The following is a 16,693-nucleotide window of genomic DNA, read 5'->3' on the forward strand; positions in this document are numbered from 1 at the left end:
TAATCTTATTTTTGTTACATATTAGTTATTAATGCAGAAAAACATACTTGTCATATACTATTCTCAAACCGGACAATTGGAAGATATTGCAAAAAATATCGCCCATCCGTTTGAGAACAATGCAGATTACAACGTCATCTACTACAACATCCGACTCAAAAAGGATTTTCCTTTTCCTTGGCCAAGTGATGTTTTTTTCAACACTTTCCCAGAATCTTACCTTCAAATCCCAAGCGAAATCTATCCACCTTCCGATGAGGTTTTGAACACCAAATTCGATTTGATTTTGTTCGCTTATCAGGTTTGGTACCTCACGCCGTCAATCCCAATTATTTCATTTTTGAAAAGTGGATTTGCCGAGCAGATTATGAAAGACACGCCAATTGTGACCATCTCCGGAACGCGAAATATGTGGATGCTTTCTCAGGAAAAATTGAAAGTCTATTTGAAAAACCTGAACGCCAAATTGGTTGGAAATATCGCATTGGTCGATAGACACGACAATTACACCAGCGTTCTTACCATTTTGCGATGGATGACCACTGGACAAAAAGAAAAATCCGGAATGTTGCCTTCCGCCGGCGTTTCCGACGAGGAAATCAACGGTGCAGGGAAATATGGCGAAATCATCAAAACATATTTGGACAAAGGCGATTTTGCCAATCTTCAGCCCGATTTAGTGAAAAATGGTGCGGTGGAAATCCGCCCTTTTCTTGTTCGGGTAGAGAAAGTTGGTAATAAAATTTTCACTGTTTGGAGTAATCTGATTATCAAGAAAAAAGAAAAACGACCTTTGCTGATTAAATTCTTTAAGGTATATTTGATGACAGCAATCTGGGTGATTTCGCCAATCGTATTGGTGCCACACATCCTATTGACGCCTATTTTGTGGTTCAAAAGAAAGAAACAAAGAGAATATTTACAAGGAATAAATTTAAAATAAATAATGAGTAACGTATATATCACCAAGTCCTCCACGTACTTACCAAATGACCCGATTTCTAACGACGAAATGGAAAACTACCTAGGACTGGTAAATGACAAACCATCCAAAGCCAGAGCATTGATTTTGAGAAACAATCAAATCAAAACCAGATATTACGCTTTGGACACCAACTCCAAACCGACGCATTCCAATGCAGAAATCACGGCAAAAGCGATTGAAGGTTTGTTTGATGACAAATTCACAAAAGAAGATATGGAACTTTTGTCTTGCGGAACGACTTCTGCAGACCAAATCCAGCCTTCGCACGCCTCAATGGTTCACGGTGAGTTGAACATTGGAAAATCTGTGGAAATCAACACTTCTATGGGACTTTGCAACTCCGGAATGAACGCTTTGAACTACGGTTTCCTTTCTGTAAAAGCAGATGTGAAAAACAATGCTGTTTGCGTAGGTTCCGAAAGATTTTCTTCTTGGATGACGGCGGACAAATTCAACCATGAGGCAGAAAACCTGAAACTTTTGGAAGAAAGACCAATCGTCGCCTTCAAAAGAGAATTCCTAAGATGGATGTTGTCTGACGGTGCTGGCGCATTCTTATTGGAAAACAAACCAAGAGAAAACGAAACATCTTTGAGAATCGAATGGATTGATTTCTATTCTTATGCGCACGAAATCGAAGCTTGTATGTATTCCGGTTGCGAAAAACAGGAAGACGGAAGCTTGAAATCTTGGGCAGAATATCCAGCGGAAGAATGGTTGAACCAATCGATTTTCGCTTTGAAGCAAGACACCAAAATCCTTGACAAATATATCTTGGTAAAAGGTGCAGAAAGTTTGAGAACATCTTTTGACAAACATCAGTTGGACCCTGATACTGTAGACCACGTTTTGGCGCATATCTCTTCTGGTTACTTCAAAGATGGGTTGAAGGAGGAATTTGCCAATGTAGGATTGGATTTTCCTTGGGAAAAGTGGTTCTACAACCTTTCCGAAGTGGGAAATATCGGTGCTGGTTCTATCTTCATCGCTGTTGAACAATTGATGAATTCTGGAAAATTGAAGAAAGGTGAAAAAATCCTTCTTTGCGTTCCGGAAAGTGGAAGATTCGCTTACTCTTGTGCCTTGTTGACGGTTTGCTAATGGAAAGTAACTTATCAAATTCCGACAAAGATTTTGTAGAAAGTCTGATTCCACAACGATTTCCTTTCGTAATGGTTGGCGAAGTTTCCGACTATTCGGAGAATCACGTGGTTTCTGGATTTACCATTAAAGAAGATAATATTTTCGTGAGCGAAGGCATTTTCCAGGCTTCTGGTTTGATTGAACATCAAGCTCAGACTGTGGCTTTGCATACAGGTTACAAATATTTTCTTTTGGGTAAGGAATCGCCGACTGGTTACATTGGCGCCATCAAATCTGTTGAAGTTGAAAGCTTACCAAAAGTAGGCGACCAACTGATTTCTGAAGCGACAATCCTGAACGAAATGATGGGCGTCACTCTGGTTGAAATCGTGACGAAAATCAATGAAACCGTGATTGCAAAATCGCAGATGAAAACCGTTGTGAAATAAAAAAAATAAACCACAAAAGTCACAAAAGAAAAAATTAATTAGTCTAAGTTCAAAAAAGACAGTTTTAAAACGATTATCTTTTTTGAACTTTTTAAAAATAAAAAATAGCAAAAGCTTTTGTGACTTTTGTGGTTAAAATAAAATATGGAACTGAAGGCCGACAACTTAATCAACATCCACAATTTTCTTCCCCATCGCAAACCAATGCTGATGGCGGATTACATTTTGGAATTGACGCCAGAAACTGTCATCACTTCTTTTGAAATCAGGCCTGATAATATTTTTGTTTTGAATAATGAATTTGTTGAAGCTGGATTGATAGAAAATGTCGCGCAAACCTGTTCATCGATTCTTGGACAAAGTTTTTTCAAAGGTCCGGATGTGCAAACCAAAGTCATCGGTTTCATTACCAACATCAAAAAAATAGAGATTTTTGCGTTGCCAAAAGTGGGCGACAATATCATTTCCAAAGCCTCTTTGATTTCTCAATACGAGAACATTTGCAACATTTTCTGCGAGACATTCATTAATGATAAATTACTCATCCGAGCAGAAATCAATTTGTTTATTCAGGAATTGAAAAATTAAAATCAATGAAAAAACAAGACATTCCACAAGACCAAAGTAATTTGCAGTCAGCAAATATGACCGAAATGTTATATGTGACTGATGAAAATAACAATTACACCACCGCACAAAGCATCGGTTGGGAAGCTAAAAAAGCGGCCTTAGATGAATCGATGGAGCTCATCAACGAAAGAATTGAAGAAGCCAAACAAAATGTGGCCAACAATATCGTGAGCCCAATCATCTATTTTATGGAACTCAACAAAATGGATTTGCAGGTTCTTGCAGCTTATGTGGGAAAGTGGCAATGGACAGTCAAACGACACGCAAAACCGAATATATTCAAAAAACTCAGCGAATCTACTTTGAAAAAATACGCCGACACGTTCGGAATTTCGGTAGATGAGCTGAAAAATTTTAACGGACTATAAGAAACCTTCAAGGTTTTCAAAACCTTGAAGGTTTGATAAACTCAAACCATTAATGAAAATAAATTTCGAACACCATCAGACAGCCCACTGCGAAAACGGTGTTGCCTCCAATTTACTTCTCAACAAAGGATTAAAACTAAGCGAACCAATGATTTTCGGAATCGGTTCTGGATTGTTTTTCGTGTATCTGCCTTTTCTAAAAGTGAATTTTGCGCCGGGTTTCAGTTATCGTCCAATGCCAGGTTCAATTTTTACCAAAGCGGCAAAACGATTGGGAATTAAAATCAAAAGACAAAAATTCTCAAATCCAGACGAAGCTCAAAAGGCATTGGAGAAAAATTTAGAACAAAATATACCGACTGGCCTTCAGGTAGGTGTTTTCAACCTTACTTATTTCCCAGAAGAATATAAATTTCATTTCAACGCCCACAACTTAGTTGTTTACGGAAAAGAGGACGGTAAATTCCTCATCAGTGACCCTGTGATGGATTTCGCAACCACTTTGACTGAAGCTGAACTCGAGAAAGTTCGTTACGCTAAAGGTGCACTTGCTCCGAAAGGTCATATGTATTTCCCGACATATATTCCGGAAAATGTCAATTTGGAAGAAGCTATCAAAAAAGGAATTAAGGATACCTGTAAAAATATGTTGGCTCCCGTTCCATTAATTGGCGTAAAAGCAATGCGCTGGGTGGCGAAAAGCATCCCGAAATGGGCTGAGAAAAAAGGCACAAAAGTAACCAATCATTATCTCGGACAATTGATTAGAATGCAGGAAGAAATAGGAACCGGCGGTGGCGGATTCAGGTTTATTTACGGTGCTTTTTTACAGGAGGCCTCAGTGATTCTTAAAAATGACGAGTTGAAAGAATTATCCAAAGAAATTACCGCAATCGGCGACCTTTGGAGAGATTTTGCCGTAGATATTGCAAGGGTTTACAAAAACAGAAATTCGAAAAGCGATATTTACAATCAGCTTTCAAAATCGATGTTGCATATTGCAGATTTGGAGGAGGCTTTTTATAAGAAATTGAGAAAAGCGATATAGTTTGGAGAATATCATCGAAATAAAAAACCTCAACAAGAAATACAAAAACTCGGAAGATTTTTCGGTTAATGATATTTCTTTGGATATTGATAAAAACGAAATCTACGGAATTCTCGGCCCTAACGGAGCAGGAAAAACAACGTTGATTTCTATGCTTTCAGGTTTGATTAAGCCAACGTCAGGAAGTTTTTCCATCAATGGTTTGTCGCCTAAAAAAGACAATTCGAAAATCAAACAAATTATCGGCGTTGTTCCGCAGGAATATGCGCTCTACCCGACTTTGACGGCGAAAGAAAACCTTTTATTCTTCGGAAGTCTGTATGGTTTGAAGAACGATGACCTTTACAAAGCCATCGATGACGCTTTGGAATTGATGGGCTTAACGAAATTCGCCAACAAAAAAGTCGACCAGTTTTCAGGCGGAATGAAACGCCGTTGCAATCTGATTGCGGGAACACTTCACAACCCGAAAGTTTTATTTTTGGACGAGCCAACCGTTGGAGTTGACGTTCAATCGAAAAAAGCGATTATCGATTATCTTTTAGATTTAAATAAAAAAGGAACGTGCATCATTTACACCTCGCATCACCTTTCGGAAGCAGAGGAATTCTGTACCAAAATCGCCATCATCGACCACGGGAAAATCCACGCAACAGGAACGCCGGAAGAATTGGTGGAAAGAGTTGCCAATGCGGAAAACCTGGAGGATGTTTTCATTTCATTAACCGGAAAAGAATTGAGAGATGTTGTATAAATTGTGGAGAAGTTTCATCAAGGAAATTCAGTTATTGAAGCGAGATTCGGGCGGAATTGTCATTATTTTCCTGATGCCGTTGCTGTTGATTATTACCATCACCTTAATTCAGGATTCGACATTCAAAAATCTGGAAGGTTCCAAAATCCCGATTATTTTCATTGATAACGACAAGTCTGAAGTTTCCAAAGTCATCAAAAAAGAGCTGGAAACCAGCAAAACATTTGAACTCGTTACGGATTACAACGAAAAATCGGCTGAGAAAGCTGTGTTCACGGGAGATTATCAGATGGCCATCGTCATTCCGGAAAATTTAACGAAAGATTTAAACTCAAATATCGATTCAAAAGTTCAGACTGTCGTAAGTTCGTTTGGCCTAGAAACCGATTCTACTTCGACAAAAACCGTTGCTTCAAAGACAAAAGACATTCATCTCTATTTCGACCCCGCCACCAACGCAGGTTTCAAAAATTCTGTGATGAATGCCATCAACAAAATGGTTTTCGAAATCGAGAATAAAAAAATCTACAAAGCCTTCCAGGACCAGCTCGGAACGACGGAAGACCTTGAAAATAAAAGTCTGATTACCTTCAAAGAAATCACGCCGAACAAAAGCAACGAAGAAGTAATGCCGAATTCCGTACAACACAACGTTCCGGCGTGGGCGCTGTTTGCGATTTTCTTTATTGTGGTGCCGTTGTCGATTAATTTGGTCAAAGAAAAAAGTCAGGGAACGAGCGTGAGAGTCCGCGTGAGCCCGACGCCGTATTACATTCATATTTTAGGAAAAACATTCACCTATCTCATCATTTGTGTTATCCAGTTTTTGCTGATGGTTGCGGTGGGAATCTGGCTTTTCCCGCTAATGGATTTACCTCAGTTTGATGTTTCAGGAAAAATGTTTCATCTGCTTATTGTGACTCTTTTTGCAGGATTGGCAGCGATTGGATTTGGAGTTTTAATTGGAACCGTTTCAGATACTCAGGAACAATCAGCGCCGTTTGGAGCGACTTCGGTTGTAGTTTTGGCAGCGATTGGCGGAATCTGGGTTCCGGTTTTCTTGATGCCTGAATTTATGCAGAAAATTGCACAATTTTCCCCAATGAACTGGGGACTGAATGCGTACTACGATATTATTTTAAGGAACAGCGGCATTGGCGAAATCGCTAAAGAACTGATTTTCTTATTTTTATTTTATATTGCGATGGTCAGCATCTCTTTACTCTATGAAAGAAAGCAAAATAGTGTCTGATTCAGCATAGTAAAGATTATTTGGAGCCGGGAACCTGCTGTCCACTATATCTTTTTTGCCATTGCGAACGACGCAAATCAATAAATTGAACTTATCAGCAATCGCAATGACAAAAAAGGATGCCGTTCCCATCAGGGCTAGGGATTTCGTGGGAAATTCACGTTTCTTCAAGTCTATCAAGAATTAAAAATTTGCCAAAGTTTGGAACTTTGGCAAAGTCGAATAAAATGAATTTATAACAGAATATATTTGATTATAATTGGTGACCTTTGTGAAAACCATTGTGCCCTTTGTGGTTAAAAAAAGAAAACAAAATGCAGTCTAAAAATTTAACCTGTACCGAAGAAGTACGCGTCCGGTTCAACGAGACGGACCCGCTGGGAATCGTCTGGCACGGGCATTACATCGTGTATTTTGAGGACGGAAGAGAAGCTTTCGGAAGACAGCACGGTTTGACTTATCTCGACATTCAGAAAGCCGGATTTGTAACGCCGATTGTGAAAAGTACGTGCGAACATTTTCTTCCCCTGAAATACGGGGAAACATTCAACATTGTAACCACTTTCGTAAATTCTGTTTCGGCGAAATTGATTTATAAATACGAGATTTTCAATCAGCAGAATCAATTGGTTTGCAGTGGAGAAACCATTCAGGTTTTTCTGGATTCTGAAAATAATTTATGCCTGTACAATCCCGAGTTTTTTCAGAATTGGAAAAATAAAATGGGATTATAGTCGGCTTTTGGCTTTTCAAAAAAGATTCAAAAATTTTAGTAATTAATGAACAGAGAAATTTACATTACAGATTATAACTGCGTCACGCCTTTAGGTTTTGATGTGGAATCAAACTGGAAAGCACTTTTGGAAGGAAAATCCGGAGTGGCTTTGCATCAAATTATCGATAATCACGAAGCTTTCTTTGTTTCTAAAATTGATTCTGAGAAATTGGAAGAGGAATTTAATAAACACTTCAACAATCAGAATTTCACAAGACTTGAAAAAATGTTTTTGCTAAGTCTGAAACCTTTGGTAGAAAGACATCAGATTTCAGATGATACCGCTTTTATTCTTTCAACAACAAAAGGAAATATCAGTTTATTAAAAAACGAAAACACTTTACCGGAAGGTATTTATCTTTCAAAATCAGCTCAAAAACTCGCAGATTTTTTTGGATTTAAAACCAAACCGATTGTCGTTTCCAATGCTTGTGTTTCAGGAGTTATGGCGATTTCTGTGGCGAAAAATATGATTCAGACAGGAAAATACAAAGACGCTTTCGTGGTCGCCGGCGATGAGATTTCTGAGTTTGTAATTTCAGGTTTCAATTCTTTTCAGGCGATTGGAATCGAACCTTGCAAACCTTACGACAAAAACCGAAACGGAATTAATTTAGGCGAAGCAACTGCAAGTGTTTACATCACTTCAGAATTAAATGAGAACAAAGAATTTAAGTTTAAAGTTCTGGGCGACTCAGCAATTAATGATGCCAACCACATTTCAGGACCATCGAGAACCGGCGACGGACTGTTTGCGAGCATTCAAAATGCAATGAAAGAAGCGAAAGTTTCCGCAGACCGAATCGATTTTATTTCCGCCCACGGAACGGCAACGCTTTACAACGACGAGATGGAAGCCATCGCTTTCAACCGAATGGATTTGCAAAATGTTCCCCTGAACAGTATGAAAGGCTATTACGGACATTGTCTAGGCGCATCAGGTTTATTGGAAAGCATTATTTCTATGGAATCTGCTTTGAAAAACATTTTAATTCCATCTAAAAACTTCGAAGAACTGGGTGTCTCTCAGGATTTGAATATTATTAAAGAAAATCAATCTGCAGAAATTAAATATATTTTGAAAACGGCTTCTGGTTTTGGTGGATGTAATGCGGCCATTGTTTTGGAAAAATGTTAAAACTATAATGATGAAGAAAACAGACATTTGCACCATAGAAAGCTCAAAAATAATCCTCAACGAACAAATTATTTTTGAAACCCAAACCGAAAATTTCTCAGATTTCGCAAAAGAAGCTTACAAAACTTTAGAACTGAATTATCCAAAATTTCATAAAATGGATAATCTCAGCAAACTCGCTTTTCTGGCATCCGAAATGATTCTGAAAAACGACGACCAAAGCAATACTGCTTTGGTTTTTGCCAACAAATCCTCAAGCCTCGACACCGATTTTAAATATCAGGAAAGCATTAATTCTCAGGACAATTATTTCCCAAGTCCTGCCGTTTTTGTATACACTTTACCGAATATTTGCGCCGGCGAAATCAGCATCAAACATAAAATGCAGACCGAAAATGCTTTTTTAGTTTTGGATGAATTTGATGAAGAATTTTTGAATTCATACGCGGCACAGATTCTGCAATCAGGGAAAGCGGAAAAAGTCTTGTGTGGCTGGGTCGAACTATATCAGGAAAGTTATAAAGCTTTTGTATATTTGCTAAGTTTGTGAAAAACTGTAAGATTCAATAAATAAAAATCAGCTATTAAAAGTTTGAATGGCAAAAATTAGTGTAGAAAATTCAGAAATAACCATAGTATCCGTTGAGAATGTAGATTACATCTCGCTCACTGATATGGCTAACGCAAAAGAAAGCGAGAGCCGTGCTGCGGATATTATTAAAAACTGGATTAGAACACGTTATGCATTAGAGTTTTTGAGTACTTGGGAACTCATTAATAACCCAAACTTTAAAGTGGTCGAATCTGACCACTTTAAAATGCAGGCAGGATTACCTGGTTTCACGCTGAGTATTTCGGAGTGGATTGAAAAAACAGATGCAGCAGGAATTATTGTAAAAAAAGGGAAATATGGTGGCACTTTTGCTCATAAAGACATTGCTTTTGAATTTGGTTCGGCAATAAGTGTTTCGTTTAAATTATATCTGATAACCGAATTTCAAAGGTTAAAAGAAGAAGAGCAAAAGCAATTTGGCTGGTCCGCAAAACGTGAATTGGCAAAAATAAATTATCGAATTCATACAGATGCTATCCAACAAAATCTGATTCCAAAAGAATTATCCTCAAAAGAAATTTCTATCATTTATGCAAATGAGGCAGATGTCCTGAATGTGGCATTATTTGGAATTTCAGCACGTCAAGGGCGAGATGCAAATCCTGAGGAAAAAGGAAATATTCGTGATTATGCGACGATGAATCAATTGATTTGCCTTTCAAATCTGGAAAACATCAATGCTATTTTTATTCAGGAGAATCTAAGCCAAAATCAGCGTTTACAAAAACTAAATAAAATTGCAATTCATCAAATGAAAGTGCTTGAAAATATCGAAGAAAAACATTTTTTAAAATAGAAATACGAAAAAATATTACTGTAAAGAGTAATTTTACATATTAGAATAAAATTATGGAAGATTTAAAATTAGAATTAAAAAACAAAATCATAGAAGTTCTTAATCTTGAGGACGTTGCAGTAGAAGAAATCAAAGATACAGACCCACTTTTCGGTGGAGGTCTTGGTTTGGATTCTATCGACGCACTGGAATTAATCGTACTTCTAGACAAAGACTACGGAATCAAATTATCTGACCCTAAAAAAGGAAAAGAAATCTTCCAATCTATAGAAGTGATGGCAAAATACATCGAAGAAAACAGAACAAAATAATTCAATCTAACAATGTATCAATCTAGCAATGTACCAATATTGTTACACTGCTAGATTGATACATTGGTACATTATAAAAGGATGAGTCAAAAAATTGCCATTACAGGGATGGGCATCATTTCCTCCATTGGTAACAATGTCGAGGAAAATTTTATTTCGCTGACGACCGGTAAACACGGCATTTCAGACATCGAACTGTTTGAAACACGCCACGCGGGAAGCATCAAAACGGGCGAGGTAAAATTGTCTAATGAAGACCTTGTGCAGAAACTTCAGCTGAATGAAGACAACAATGTCACAAGAACCGCTTTATTAGGAATGGTGGCCGCAGAAGAAGCGGTAGAAAGCGCCGGAATTTCGGATATCAACGAGTACAAAACCGGACTCATTTCCTCCACCAGCGTGGGCGGAATGGACATCACCGAAAAGTATTTCTACACATACGAAGATTTCCCTGAAAAGCAAAAATACATCGACGCTCACGACGCTGGAAATTCATCCCTAGCGATTGCAGAAATGTTGGGACTGAAAGGAATGGTTTCTACCATCAGCACGGCCTGTTCGTCTGCAGCTAATGCGATTATGATGGGCGCAAAACTCATCAAAAACGGCGTTCTTGACCGAGTGATTGTCGGCGGTACAGATTCACTTTCAAAGTTTACTTTGAATGGTTTTAATACGCTGATGATTCTCACAGATTCTTACAACACACCATTTGACAACGACAGAAAAGGTCTGAACTTAGGCGAAGCTGCCGCTTTCCTGGTTTTGGAATCTGATGACATTGTCAAAAAAGAAAATAAAAAAGTCCTCGCTTACCTTTCCGGTTACGGAAATGCCAACGATGCGCATCATCAGACCGCATCTTCGGAAAACGGACAAGGTGCTTTTTTGGCAATGGAAAAAGCTTTGAAAGTTTCTGGTTTAAATCAAGAAAACATAGACTACATCAACGTTCACGGCACGGCGACTCCGAATAATGATTTGTCTGAAGGCATTGCAATGATTCGGATTTTTGGTGAAAATCAGGTTCCGGAATTCAGTTCTACGAAAGCGTTTACGGGTCATACTTTGGCGGCGGCGGCGGGAATTGAGGCGGTTTATTCGATTTTGGCGATGCAGAACAATGTGATTTTTCCAAATTTAAATTTCAAAACACAAATGGAAGAATTTGATTTGACGCCAGTTACCGAACTGAAAGAAAAAAACATCAACCACGTACTTTCCAATTCATTTGGATTTGGCGGAAACTGTTCAACTTTAATTTTCTCTAAATAATGAGTGCAGTTTACATCAACAGTGTCGCCTGCATCTCGGTTCAGGACACTTTAAACGAAAATTTCTTCGATACTACTTTAAAACCTGAAAATTCAGTTCAGATTTTAAAAGCCATCGAGCCCAATTATAAAGAATTCATTCCGCCCGCGATGAGCCGGAGAATGTCTAAGACAGTAAAAATGAGTTCCGTAGCTTCTACAAAAGCGTTACAGGAAGCAGGAATTGAAAAACCCGATTCTATCATTGTTGGAACCGGAATGGGCTGTTCTCAGGATTCTGAAAAATTCCTGAAAAATGTTTTGGAAAACAATGAAGAATTTCTGACGCCAACTTTTTTCATTCAATCGACACACAATACAGTTTCCGGGCAAATTGCTCTGGGATTGCAATGTCACGGCTATAATTTCACGTACGTCAACAGTTCATCTTCACTCGAATTTTCAATGCTGGATGCAAAACTTCAGATTTTGGATAGAGAAGCTGATAATGTTTTAGTAGGTTCAACTGACGAGCAAACCGAAAGAACTATGGAATTGTACAAGCTGAATAATTCCATTAAAAAAGAAGAGAATTTTCCCGTTGATTATTTAAATTCAACAACAGAAGGCGTGATTTGGGGCGAAGGCTCAAGCTTCTTTGTTTTAGGAAAAGAGAAAACCGAAACTTCTTACGCACAATTAAAAGATATTAAAATTGTTAACTCATTAGAACTTAGTGAAATTCAACAATTCATTGAAGATTTTTTAATTAAGAATAATTTGAAAAATGAAGAGATTGATGCTGTTATTTTAGGTTTCAGCGGAGATTCAGAATCGGATGTTTACTATAAAAATGCATCGGAATTATTTCAAAACTCATCTCTGTTGTATTATAAACATTTGAGTGGCGAATTCAATACAGCAAGCGGTTTTTCAACATTTATGGCTTGTCAAATTCTGAAAAATCAAATTATTCCGCAAGTGATGAAAATTAATGATGTGAAAAAAGAAAGCGTTAGAAGAGTTCTTTTGTACAATCATCTCGGAGGGATTGACCATAGTTTGGTTTTGCTGGAAAAGGCTTAAAATTAAACCTTAAAGGTTTTCAATAAATAAAAGTAAGTTTGTCATTCCGTAGGAATCTCGACAGAGTTGTTTAGATTCCTACGGAATGACAAACATACCGCAAAAGGTTTAATCCATAAACTGTATTGATGAAACATTACCCATTTATCATCTTCTATCTTTTCCTGAATGCCTTTGTTTACGCATTTCAGGGAACAGTTTGGGTTTACATCTTTTGCTTCATTCTATTTTCAGCAGTTGTAATCTGGGGTTCTTTTGACATTCAGTTGGGATATTTTATTAACAGTTTTACTCATAAACGGACAAAAATCAAAGAAGTCGCTTTGACTTTCGATGATGGACCAACAGAATTTACACCGAAATTTTTAGATGTTTTAAAAGAAAACAACGTCAAAGCTATCTTTTTCTGCATCGGAAAACAGATTGAAAAATATCCTGAAACTTTCCAAAGAATCATTGCGGAAGGTCATACGGTTGGTAATCATACTTTTTCACATTCCAATAATACCGGATTTTTATCGACTTCAAAAATGGTTGAGGAAATTGAAAAATGTGATGAAGTGATTTTCAAAGCCGGAAATATTAGAACTGATTTGTATCGACCCCCTTTTGGTGTAACCAATCCGAATATTGCAAAAGCCATTAAGAAAACTGCGAAAAAAAGCATCGGCTGGAATGTCCGTTCACTGGACACGGTGACTGATGACGAGAAAAAGATATACTCACGAATCACCAAAAATTTAAAAAAAGGAAGCATTATCCTGCTTCACGACACTTCTGAGAAAACGTACAATGTTTTGGTTGAATTATTGTTATTTTTAGAGCGTGAAAAATATTCAACTTTCACGATTGATTCAATTATTAAATCGGAAAAATAATGTTTAAAAATATAGCTTTCTTCGCCTTTTTATTAATTTCAGGTGTTGTTTTTGCCCAATCTACGGCAATGACGAGTGCCGAATCCAAAGCATTTGTGACAAAAATTTCTGCTGAAACAAAAGAAATTAAAACTCTGCAAAGCGATTTCGTTCAGACAAAAAAAATGGATTTTTTAGATAAAAATATTGTTACTCAGGGAAGAATGTCTTTAAAATCGCCTAATACTTTGAGCTGGAAATACACAAAACCTTATCAGTACAGCATTATCTTTAAGGAAAACAAAATTTTCATCAACGACCAAGGGAAGAAATCTTCGGTAGATGCAAAGAGTAAAACTTTTGAAAAAATAAATAAACTGATTGTCGGGAGTTCCAACGGAAAAATGTTTAGTGACCCTGAATTTTCTGTGGTTTATATGAAAAATTCAAGTTCGAACATTGCGAAATTTACTCCGAAATCTGCACAGTTACTGAAGTACATTAAGCAAATCGAACTTCATTTTCCTAAAAATCAGTCGACGGTTTCGCAGGTGAATATGACTGAGGCTTCGGGAGATACAACGAATATTGTTTTTAAAAACACCAAAATCAATGCGCCGATTCCTGCTTCTGAGTTTTCTTTATAGTTCATTTTTGTTACTGATATTTTCGTGCAAAACGTATCAGCTGAAAGATGCAGAACCAATTTCAAACTCCGAAAAAGAAGTTGAAAATCTGTACTTTTCTTCAAACGAAGATTATGTTTACAAATGTCAAATGGAAGTTTACGGCAACGATATCAGCGGAATTCTTATCATTAAAAAAATCTCTGAAACCACACACAGGGTTGTTATGACTTCAGATTTTGGAAACAAAATGATTGATTTTGAAATTTCTGAAAACGATTTTAAACTTAATTACGTCTTGGCAGATTTAGACAAAAAAATGGTAATCAATTTTCTGAAAAATGATTTTCAGGAATTGCTAAAACGAAATTTTTCGGTCAGTGAAAGTTTTGAAAATAATGATTCGAAGATTTATCTTTCAAATGTTGATAAGAAACAATACTTTTTGTTTTTTGATAAAAATTCTGGTTTATTAAATCAAGTCATCTACACAAAAAACAAACGAGAAAAAATCAATTTTACTTTTGAAGCAAAAAAACATACTTTTGCACAGACAATCAATCTTCAACACAAAGATTTCAAAATCAACATCAAACTATTCCAAATCACTGAAACTGAATAAAATATGCAAACCATTCTTACCAACTTTTACACTTTAGAATCATCCGAAAAATCAGAGAATGGAAGTTTCATTGCGAAGATAAAACTCAATCCCGACCACGAGATTTTCAAAGGACATTTTCCTGGAAATCCAGTGACGCCAGGTGTTTGTATGATGCAGATTGTGAAAGACTTGACTGAAAATCTCACCGCTTCAAAATTGTTTTTGAAATCGGCTTCCAATGTGAAGTTTATGGCCATCATCAATCCTTTTGAAACGCCGGATTTGGTCTTGCAATTGGACATTACGGAAAAAGATGGCGAACTGAAAGTAAAGAACACGACCAGTTTTGGCGAAACAATTGCATTGAAACTGTCAGTTAATTACACCAAAATCTAAGGTTATGAAATTGATTTTCACTTTGATGTTCACATTCTTCTCATTCTTCCAATCGGACTTGGAATCTTTGAGAAACAGCTATTCCAAGGCTAACTCGTCCAACGAGAATGCTAAGAATTTCATTGCTTTGGCTGAGAAAAAATCATCAAATGACCCCGTAATTTCCGCTTACAAATCAGCTTCAAAAATCTTGGAAGCCAAAGTGACGACCGAAAAAAACAAACGAAAATCATTTGTAAAATCAGGCGCAACTACGTTGGAAAGCCTCATTGCAAGCAACCCAAACAACGCAGAATTACGTGTCATCCGAATGAGCGTTCAGGAAAATATCCCGAAAATCGTGGGTTATCACAAGAATCTGAAAGAAGACAAAACCTTCCTCATCAACAATTACAGCAAACAAAACGCTGACCTGAAAAGCTACATCAAACAGTTTGCTGGGCAATCCAAAACGATGACGGCTACCGAAAAAGCCTCATTCAAATAATGACCATCCACGAAGTACGAAACGCCATCTCCGAAAGGAAAATCTGTGTTTTAATCCCTACTTATAACAACGAAAAAACGCTGAAACGCGTCATCAACGGCGTTGTGGATTACACCCAAAACATCATCGTTGTAAACGACGGTTCCACGGATTCTACTTCGTCCATTTTGAGCGATTATCGCCAAATTTCAATCATCCATTTACCCGAAAACAAAGGCAAAGGAAATGCACTGAAAATCGGTTTCAGAAAAGCTTTGGAACTTGGATTTGATTTCGCCATCACGATAGATTCCGACGGTCAACATTATCCAGACGATATTCCAGTTTTTGTGGAAGCTTTACTCGCTGAAAATGAAGACGTTTTGCTCATCGGAAACCGAAATATGTCGCAAGATGGCATTCCGAAGAAAAGTAGTTTTGGGAACAATTTTTCCAACTTCTGGTTTTGGTTTGAGACCGGAATCAAGCTTCAGGACACGCAATCCGGTTACCGACTTTATCCGTTAAACAAAATTCCGAAAAAATATTTCACGCCAAAATTCGAGTTCGAAATCGAGATTATTGTAAGAACGGCGTGGAAAAATATTCCGGTCAAAAATGTTCCGGTGAAAGTCCTATACGACCCAGCGGAAAGGGTTTCGCACTTCCGCCCTTTCAAAGATTTTACGCGGATCAGTATTCTGAATACCATCCTGGTTATCATCACTTTAGCCTACATCAAACCTCGAAATTTCATCATTAATTTCAGGAAGAAAAGTTTCAACAGATTCATCAAAGAAGATGTTTTGGAAAGCGACGGAAGCAATCGCACCAAGGCGTTTTCCATTGCGTTAGGCGCCTTCATCGGATTGTCGCCGGTTTGGGGTTTTCAGACGGCTCTGACGATATCTCTGGCTGTGATTTTCAAGCTCAACAAGGTGTTGGCATTTGTCTCTTCCAACATCAGTTTTCCGCCGTTTATTCCGCTCATTATTGCGGGTTCTCTCTTTATTGGTGCGCCTTTCGTGGATGGAGAAACCAATTTTCTGAATCACGAAATCAACTTCGAACTGGTCAAAAATCATCTGCTTCAGTACATTATCGGCAGTCTGATTCTGGCAACTTCGGTCTCCACAATTCTGGGCGTCGGTTTTTATCTTTTTCTCAATAAAGTCAATCCTGAAAACGGTTAGAATGATT

General features: G+C 37.5%; 21 protein-coding genes. All 21 read left to right on the forward strand.

All coding sequences use genetic code 11. From position 1 onward, the window contains the following. Window positions 1–31: 31 nt before the first annotated feature. Window positions 32–943: a hypothetical protein gene (locus tag IO90_RS00925; protein WP_034963002.1), complete on the forward strand. Its 912-nt coding sequence runs from the start codon at window positions 32–34 to the stop codon at window positions 941–943. Between the two features lie 3 nt (window positions 944–946). Next, a complete protein-coding gene (locus tag IO90_RS00930) occupies window positions 947–2,086 on the forward strand; it encodes a beta-ketoacyl-ACP synthase III (protein WP_034963004.1) in 1,140 nt (379 codons plus the stop codon). Beyond that, the gene (locus IO90_RS00935; protein ID WP_034963006.1) at window positions 2,086–2,517 is read left to right on the forward strand and encodes a hypothetical protein; all 432 of its coding nucleotides are present in this window, start codon (window positions 2,086–2,088) and stop codon (window positions 2,515–2,517) included. Before IO90_RS00930 ends, IO90_RS00935 begins: the two co-directional genes overlap by 1 nt. Window positions 2,518–2,661: 144 nt before the next feature. Continuing rightward, the gene (locus tag IO90_RS00940) at window positions 2,662–3,105 is read left to right on the forward strand and encodes an ABC transporter permease (protein WP_034963008.1); all 444 of its coding nucleotides are present in this window, start codon (window positions 2,662–2,664) and stop codon (window positions 3,103–3,105) included. Between the two features lie 5 nt (window positions 3,106–3,110). Further along, on the forward strand, window positions 3,111–3,515 hold the full coding sequence (locus IO90_RS00945; RefSeq protein ID WP_034963010.1) for a hypothetical protein: 405 nt from the start codon (window positions 3,111–3,113) through the stop codon (window positions 3,513–3,515). A gap of 52 nt (window positions 3,516–3,567) precedes the next feature. Further along, complete coding sequence (locus IO90_RS00950) at window positions 3,568–4,563, forward strand: BtrH N-terminal domain-containing protein (RefSeq protein WP_034963013.1); 996 nt, start codon at window positions 3,568–3,570, stop codon at window positions 4,561–4,563. A 1-nt stretch (window position 4,564) separates the two neighbouring features. After that, a complete protein-coding gene (locus IO90_RS00955) occupies window positions 4,565–5,317 on the forward strand; it encodes an ABC transporter ATP-binding protein (RefSeq protein ID WP_034963015.1) in 753 nt (250 codons plus the stop codon). Then, window positions 5,307–6,569, forward strand: a complete 1,263-nt coding sequence (locus IO90_RS00960) for an ABC transporter permease (protein WP_034963017.1) — start codon at window positions 5,307–5,309, stop codon at window positions 6,567–6,569. Before IO90_RS00955 ends, IO90_RS00960 begins: the two co-directional genes overlap by 11 nt. 314 nt (window positions 6,570–6,883) lie before the next feature. Then, a complete protein-coding gene (locus IO90_RS00965) occupies window positions 6,884–7,303 on the forward strand; it encodes an acyl-CoA thioesterase (protein WP_034963158.1) in 420 nt (139 codons plus the stop codon). A gap of 45 nt (window positions 7,304–7,348) precedes the next feature. Next, window positions 7,349–8,482 carry a beta-ketoacyl synthase N-terminal-like domain-containing protein gene (locus tag IO90_RS00970; protein WP_034963019.1) on the forward strand — a complete coding sequence of 378 codons (1,134 nt, stop codon included), beginning with the start codon at window positions 7,349–7,351 and terminating at the stop codon, window positions 8,480–8,482. A gap of 7 nt (window positions 8,483–8,489) precedes the next feature. Beyond that, on the forward strand, window positions 8,490–9,032 hold the full coding sequence (locus IO90_RS00975) for a 3-oxoacyl-ACP synthase (RefSeq protein WP_034963160.1): 543 nt from the start codon (window positions 8,490–8,492) through the stop codon (window positions 9,030–9,032). Window positions 9,033–9,078: 46 nt separating this feature from the next. Beyond that, window positions 9,079–9,891 (forward strand): KilA-N domain-containing protein, encoded by an 813-nt coding sequence (locus IO90_RS00980; protein ID WP_034963024.1) that lies wholly within the window; start codon window positions 9,079–9,081, stop codon window positions 9,889–9,891. A 53-nt stretch (window positions 9,892–9,944) separates the two neighbouring features. Further along, window positions 9,945–10,202 carry a phosphopantetheine-binding protein gene (locus IO90_RS00985; RefSeq protein WP_034963026.1) on the forward strand — a complete coding sequence of 86 codons (258 nt, stop codon included), beginning with the start codon at window positions 9,945–9,947 and terminating at the stop codon, window positions 10,200–10,202. 81 nt (window positions 10,203–10,283) lie between these two features. Beyond that, complete coding sequence (locus IO90_RS00990) at window positions 10,284–11,480, forward strand: beta-ketoacyl-[acyl-carrier-protein] synthase family protein (RefSeq protein ID WP_034963028.1); 1,197 nt, start codon at window positions 10,284–10,286, stop codon at window positions 11,478–11,480. Beyond that, the gene (locus IO90_RS00995) at window positions 11,480–12,544 is read left to right on the forward strand and encodes a beta-ketoacyl synthase N-terminal-like domain-containing protein (protein WP_034963030.1); all 1,065 of its coding nucleotides are present in this window, start codon (window positions 11,480–11,482) and stop codon (window positions 12,542–12,544) included. The genes IO90_RS00990 and IO90_RS00995 overlap by 1 nt, the downstream gene beginning before the upstream one ends. A 128-nt stretch (window positions 12,545–12,672) precedes the next feature. Beyond that, window positions 12,673–13,422 (forward strand): polysaccharide deacetylase family protein, encoded by a 750-nt coding sequence (locus IO90_RS01000; protein ID WP_034963032.1) that lies wholly within the window; start codon window positions 12,673–12,675, stop codon window positions 13,420–13,422. Beyond that, entirely contained in the window at window positions 13,422–14,048 is a 627-nt protein-coding gene (locus IO90_RS01005) for a LolA family protein (RefSeq protein ID WP_034963034.1), read from the forward strand. The genes IO90_RS01000 and IO90_RS01005 overlap by 1 nt, the downstream gene beginning before the upstream one ends. 7 nt (window positions 14,049–14,055) lie before the next feature. After that, window positions 14,056–14,649: a hypothetical protein gene (locus tag IO90_RS01010; RefSeq protein ID WP_228374628.1), complete on the forward strand. Its 594-nt coding sequence runs from the start codon at window positions 14,056–14,058 to the stop codon at window positions 14,647–14,649. A 3-nt stretch (window positions 14,650–14,652) separates the two neighbouring features. Continuing rightward, window positions 14,653–15,027, forward strand: coding sequence for a 3-hydroxyacyl-ACP dehydratase (locus IO90_RS01015; RefSeq protein ID WP_117596568.1), 375 nt, complete (start codon window positions 14,653–14,655; stop codon window positions 15,025–15,027). A 4-nt stretch (window positions 15,028–15,031) separates the two neighbouring features. Then, window positions 15,032–15,514, forward strand: a complete 483-nt coding sequence (locus tag IO90_RS01020; protein WP_034963038.1) for a hypothetical protein — start codon at window positions 15,032–15,034, stop codon at window positions 15,512–15,514. Further along, a complete protein-coding gene (locus IO90_RS01025) occupies window positions 15,514–16,686 on the forward strand; it encodes a DUF2062 domain-containing protein (protein ID WP_034963040.1) in 1,173 nt (390 codons plus the stop codon). Before IO90_RS01020 ends, IO90_RS01025 begins: the two co-directional genes overlap by 1 nt. The last annotated feature ends 7 nt before the right edge of the window (window positions 16,687–16,693 follow it).

The sequence above is a fragment of the Chryseobacterium sp. FH1 genome (genome assembly GCF_000735135.1).
In the GTDB taxonomy this organism is placed as follows: domain Bacteria; phylum Bacteroidota; class Bacteroidia; order Flavobacteriales; family Weeksellaceae; genus Epilithonimonas.

Bases quoted from the DNA above. Each gene is read 5' to 3' on its own strand.
- IO90_RS00980 (WP_034963024.1), top strand. From the start codon at position 9,079: ATGGCAAAAATTAGTGTAGAAAATTCAGAAATAACCATAGTATCCGTT.
- IO90_RS01025 (WP_034963040.1), top strand. From the start codon at position 15,514: ATGACCATCCACGAAGTACGAAACGCCATCTCCGAAAGGAAAATCTGT.
- IO90_RS01000 (WP_034963032.1), top strand. From the start codon at position 12,673: ATGAAACATTACCCATTTATCATCTTCTATCTTTTCCTGAATGCCTTT.
- IO90_RS00965 (WP_034963158.1), top strand. From the start codon at position 6,884: ATGCAGTCTAAAAATTTAACCTGTACCGAAGAAGTACGCGTCCGGTTC.
- IO90_RS00950 (WP_034963013.1), top strand. From the start codon at position 3,568: ATGAAAATAAATTTCGAACACCATCAGACAGCCCACTGCGAAAACGGT.
- IO90_RS01005 (WP_034963034.1), top strand. From the start codon at position 13,422: ATGTTTAAAAATATAGCTTTCTTCGCCTTTTTATTAATTTCAGGTGTT.
- IO90_RS00960 (WP_034963017.1), top strand. From the start codon at position 5,307: ATGTTGTATAAATTGTGGAGAAGTTTCATCAAGGAAATTCAGTTATTG.
- IO90_RS00935 (WP_034963006.1), top strand. From the start codon at position 2,086: ATGGAAAGTAACTTATCAAATTCCGACAAAGATTTTGTAGAAAGTCTG.
- IO90_RS00975 (WP_034963160.1), top strand. From the start codon at position 8,490: ATGATGAAGAAAACAGACATTTGCACCATAGAAAGCTCAAAAATAATC.
- IO90_RS00970 (WP_034963019.1), top strand. From the start codon at position 7,349: ATGAACAGAGAAATTTACATTACAGATTATAACTGCGTCACGCCTTTA.
- IO90_RS00940 (WP_034963008.1), top strand. From the start codon at position 2,662: ATGGAACTGAAGGCCGACAACTTAATCAACATCCACAATTTTCTTCCC.
- IO90_RS01020 (WP_034963038.1), top strand. From the start codon at position 15,032: ATGAAATTGATTTTCACTTTGATGTTCACATTCTTCTCATTCTTCCAA.
- IO90_RS00985 (WP_034963026.1), top strand. From the start codon at position 9,945: ATGGAAGATTTAAAATTAGAATTAAAAAACAAAATCATAGAAGTTCTT.
- IO90_RS00945 (WP_034963010.1), top strand. From the start codon at position 3,111: ATGAAAAAACAAGACATTCCACAAGACCAAAGTAATTTGCAGTCAGCA.
- IO90_RS00995 (WP_034963030.1), top strand. From the start codon at position 11,480: ATGAGTGCAGTTTACATCAACAGTGTCGCCTGCATCTCGGTTCAGGAC.
- IO90_RS01015 (WP_117596568.1), top strand. From the start codon at position 14,653: ATGCAAACCATTCTTACCAACTTTTACACTTTAGAATCATCCGAAAAA.
- IO90_RS00925 (WP_034963002.1), top strand. From the start codon at position 32: ATGCAGAAAAACATACTTGTCATATACTATTCTCAAACCGGACAATTG.
- IO90_RS00930 (WP_034963004.1), top strand. From the start codon at position 947: ATGAGTAACGTATATATCACCAAGTCCTCCACGTACTTACCAAATGAC.
- IO90_RS00990 (WP_034963028.1), top strand. From the start codon at position 10,284: ATGAGTCAAAAAATTGCCATTACAGGGATGGGCATCATTTCCTCCATT.